Source organism: Nocardia sp. 852002-20019_SCH5090214, from assembly GCF_001665865.1.
Taxonomy (GTDB): domain Bacteria; phylum Actinomycetota; class Actinomycetes; order Mycobacteriales; family Mycobacteriaceae; genus Nocardia; species Nocardia nova.
Genome location: NZ_LZMK01000136.1, coordinates 1 through 4298, shown reverse-complemented (window position 1 = coordinate 4298; position 4298 = coordinate 1). Strand labels below are relative to the sequence as shown.

The following is a 4298-nucleotide window of genomic DNA, read 5'->3' as shown; positions in this document are numbered from 1 at the left end:
CCGCAGCCGGTGTATGTCGAGCAGCCACCCGAGGTCCGCAACGGGTCCACCCCGCGCCCCGAACCCGCCGACGACCCGGCCCCGCCGGTGCAGGTGCAAGACCTGCATCTGCCCGAGCCGGTGGCGCCCGTTGCGCCGATTCAGCCGCCGGACAACACGATTCGTATCGGTCAATGGCAGGCCCCGGCACCGGATTGGCTTCCACCCCAGGCACGTGACTGCATCAACAACACCGCAGCCGGGGCGGAAGCGCAGGTCGCCACGGCCCTGGATTCGATCGGCATCCCGGCAGGGCGCTCGGACCGGGTCAGCGGCGCAACCCTGGCCGGCGCCGGGATCGGCGGCGCGGCAGGAGCGGTCGCGGCCAGCGCACCGGCGGCGGCCGCGGGTGCGGTCGTGGGCGGGCTGATCGGCGGCACGATCGGCGGAATCGCCGGCGCGGCAGTAGGAACCGTGGTGCCGGTCCCGGTCGTGGGCACCGTTACCTCCGGCGTCGCGGGAACGGCGATCGGTGCCGCGGCCGGTGCGGTAGCGGGGGCGGCCATCGCTGGCATCCCCGCAGCGGTGGCCGGCGCATTGGCCGGCGGCACCGTCGGAGCCGGTTTCGGCGCCGGGGTCGGGGTGGGCCAGCCGTGACTACCACAACCCGTACCCTGACAACCCTGGCCGCGATCGCTGTCAGCACAGCATGCGCCGCGACGGTGACCGGCCTAGCTTCTGCCGCGGGGGCGGTGCCGATCGGTCCCGGCTGCCCGGCCCTCTATGTGATCGGGATCCAGGGCACCGGCCAATCGACTCCGGACCCGAGCGCGGACACCGGAGTGGTCGGGGCGCTGCTCGGCCAGGTGCAGGCAGCGGTCCCGACCTTGGTGCAGCACAGCACAGTTCCGTACCCAGCGGGCTTCGGCGGAATCGTTCCCGGCGGCGGACCGGAACCGTACGCAGAGTCGGCCAGCGAAGCGCTCGACGGCATCAACGCTGCCGCCACCGACATCGTCGCCGCCTGCCCCGACACCTTGCTGGCCGGTGTGGCGTATTCGCAAGGTGCGCAGGCGATGGCGCAATTCGCCCAGCAGGTCGGTGCGGGCAACGGGCCCGTCGCGCCGGACAAGATCGCTGGGATCGCGCTCTACGCCAACCCCAACCGCCTCCCGAACTCCCCGGTCATCCCGGGTCGGCCCGGACAGACCGTGCCCGACCCCGCACCGGGTACCGGAGGAGCCGCGGTGGCGGCGGTGCAGATTCTCAATCCGCCCGCGACCGGTAGTGGTATCGCTACCGACGGTGACGGCTACGGGTCATTGGCAGGCCGCGTCGCCGATATCTGCACCGACGGCGACCTGGCGTGCTCGGCGCCCGACCACGCGGCCCTGCTACGCGTCGGCGCGGAAATCGCCGCCCAAGCCGACCTGCACGACCCCATCGCTGCCCTGATGACGATCAACGGACTGTTCTCGACGGGCATGGGCCGAGCATGGACCACGGTGTTCGCCGAGGACTTCCACACAGACCCCGGCAACGCCGACTACCTTCCGGGAAAACCGTTGGCGCAGCGACTCATAGACGCCGCCGACCCCCGAACCCCCGCACCGGGCACGGATCAGGTGCAGGAAGCCGCCCAGCGATGGGTTCAGATCACCGCCGCAGCGGCGGCGAACCCACTCGGCGTCGTGCCGAAACTGGCTGGCCAACTCGCCGCCGCCTGGGGCCAGCTGGTGGCAGACAACGCCGATCTGATCAACCCGGCGGTGTGGCTGCACTACGGCGACACCGTCGCCCGCCACAACGGCTACCTCACCAGCGGCCAACTCGCTTCCGGCGTCGCCTGGATGACCGCCCTCGCCCACGACGCCGCAGGACACCAGTCATGAACGACACCGGCACCGACTTCTACACCCCGCCCACCTTCCACGACTCCGGCGAGCCGGGGCGGATCCTGCGCATCCGCCCCACCGACACACCCAGGCTGGGCGGGGCTGGCGCGGCGTGGCAGTTGCTCTACACCTCCACCGACACCCACGGCGAGCTCACCGCCGCGTCCGGCATCGTGATCGCCCCTGACACCGATCCTCAGCTCGGGCCAGGCCCGATCCTGGTGTACCAGCCGAGCTTCCATGGACTTGGTGGACCCTGTGCACCGTCGCGGCTGCTGGCGATCGGTGCCGAACCCGACACCGAGGCGATCACCGCTGCGCTGGAGCGCGGATGGTTCGTCGCTGTCGCCGACGGGGAAAACCTCGGTGTCACCGGGCGAGGCCCGCACACCTTCCTCGCCGGCCGCGCCGCAGCGCACCACGCCCTCGACCTCGCCCGCGCCACCGCCACGATCCCGGACCTGAACGCGCAGGGATCACCGGTGGTGGCGTGGGGGTACGCCGACGGCGCCCGCGCGGTCACGGTCGCGGCGCAGCTGCACCGCTCCTACGCACCCGAGGTGGACCTGCGCGGTGTCGCGGCCGGTGCGACCATCACGGTTCCCGGCGCGCTGGTGGCGACGCTGAACACCAGCCCGTTTTCTGCGCTCGTGCTGGCCGGGCTCATCGGCTTGTCGCGCGCCTACCACCATCTCCCTCTGCGTCATGTGCTCTCGGCCGACGGCAGACAGATCATCGCCGAAGCCGAAAACCGCAGTGCCCCGATGCTGCTGGCGCAGTACCGGCGCCCGATCGAGCACTGGTGCGATCGCGCGCAGCCGTGGACCGATCCCATGTGGCATTACGTCCTGACCCGCGAAACCATCCCCGTCGACCAGCTACCAGCCGTGCCGGTGCACCTCTACCACGGCGCCCGCGACGCCCTGGTCCCGATCGGACAAAGCACCCGCCTGCTGTCGGCCTATCGCGAGCACGGAGTCGAGGTGAGCTGGCGCAACTACGACCGCGGCCACGTCGACACCGCCCGCGACGCCATCACCGAAACCATCGCCCACTTGGCCGACTACCTCAACCGAAATCGCGAGGGGTGAAAAGCAATGCGATGCAGCACAACTCGGCACTTCCGAAAAGCTGACCGCAAGAACCTGGTTCGCCGGGTGTGCGTGACAGCGGTGGGGGTCTCGCTGATCGCCGTGGGCGGCGTCCAGGTAGCGACGGCTGATCCGGCGGTGCCGATCGGGGACCGGTGCCCGGTGTTGTTCGTGTTCGGTGTCCAGGGGCCGGGCGAGTCGGCGACCGACACCGCACCGACTCTGGACACCGGTGCCCTCGGCCAACTGTTCACACCCCTGGAGGCGCGAGCCGGGGACCTGATCCAGCGTCTCTACATTCCCTACGGAACCAGCGAGACCGGCGAGCCCGAGCCCTACGGCCAGGCCACCACCAGCGCCGCGCAGCGGCTCGAATCCGAGGCCAGGGAAGTCGTACATCGTTGCCCGACAACGAAGATCGCGGCGGTCGGCTACGGGCAGGGTGCGGCTGCCGTCGCCGATGTCGCCCACCGCGTCGGCGACGACACCGCCACCGTGGAAGCCGATTCCATCGCCGGGATCGCTTTGCTGGCCAACCCAGCGCGAGCGGGCAGCGACGTTTTTCCCGGCCGCCCGGAACAGACGACCCCCGCACCGGCACCCGGCACCACTGGAGCAGCGGTCGCGTCTATCCACTTCGCCAACACATCGCGCAACGGCACCGGCATCAGCGCCAACGGGAGCGAGGACGTGGGATTCGGTGCATTGGCCGGTCGAGTCGCCGACCTCTGCGTGCCAGGTGATCTGGCGTGCGACGCCCCCGCCGGTTCGCCACTGACGCAGACGGTGAAAAACATTGCTGCTCAATCCAATCTCGGTGATCCGGTTGCCGCCATCTCGACCATTGCTCAGGCGCTGGCGGCCACGACCTGGAAAACGGCAGTCGGCGTCGTCACCGACGACATCGCCGGCAACAGCCTGGACGAGCTGAGCTACCAACCAGCCAAACCCCTGGGGCAACGCTTGGCGGAGGCGTCGGACCCGAGCACCCCGATGCCCGGCCCCGACGACGCGCTGGCCGCGTTGTTCCGGATCGGCACGATCGGACTCAACACCGTGGTGACGGTGGCGCAGAAGGTATTTACCCCGGCCAGGATCGCCGAGCTGGCCACTATCGGGCTGGCCAACCCCGCCGCCGCGCTCGGGATCCTCGGCGCGAAACTCGCCGGCGCTGTCGCCGACCTCATCCCGCCGCAAACCGCGCTGGGCTGGGTGAACCAGGCATTCGACGCCATCACCTCCACCGTCACCGACGACAACCAGCTCTACCAGCTGGCCACCTACACCCAATACAGCGACACCGCAGGCCACCACGCCGCCTACACCAGCACCC

General features: G+C 70.3%; 4 protein-coding genes. All 4 read left to right on the top strand.

Annotation, left to right across the window (positions count from 1 at the left end; translation table 11 throughout):
* Positions 1 to 636 (top strand): hypothetical protein (locus A5780_RS40850; protein WP_369829519.1); only part of this gene is annotated, 636 nt, incomplete at its 5' end.
* A complete protein-coding gene (locus tag A5780_RS11820; protein WP_197521732.1) occupies positions 633 to 1871 on the top strand; it encodes a cutinase family protein in 1239 nt (412 codons plus the stop codon). The genes A5780_RS40850 and A5780_RS11820, both read left to right, overlap by 4 nt.
* Positions 1868 to 2965: a lipase family protein gene (locus A5780_RS11815; protein WP_064908448.1), complete on the top strand. Its 1098-nt coding sequence runs from the start codon at positions 1868 to 1870 to the stop codon at positions 2963 to 2965. Before A5780_RS11820 ends, A5780_RS11815 begins: the two co-directional genes overlap by 4 nt.
* A 72-nt stretch (positions 2966 to 3037) precedes the next feature.
* A partial coding sequence (locus tag A5780_RS11810) for a cutinase family protein (RefSeq protein ID WP_197521731.1) occupies positions 3038 to 4298 on the top strand: 1261 nt, incomplete at its 3' end.

Excerpts from the sequence above, each read along its gene's own strand:
- A5780_RS11815 (WP_064908448.1), top strand. The coding sequence starts at position 1,868 with ATGAACGACACCGGCACCGACTTCTACACCCCGCCCACCTTCCACGAC.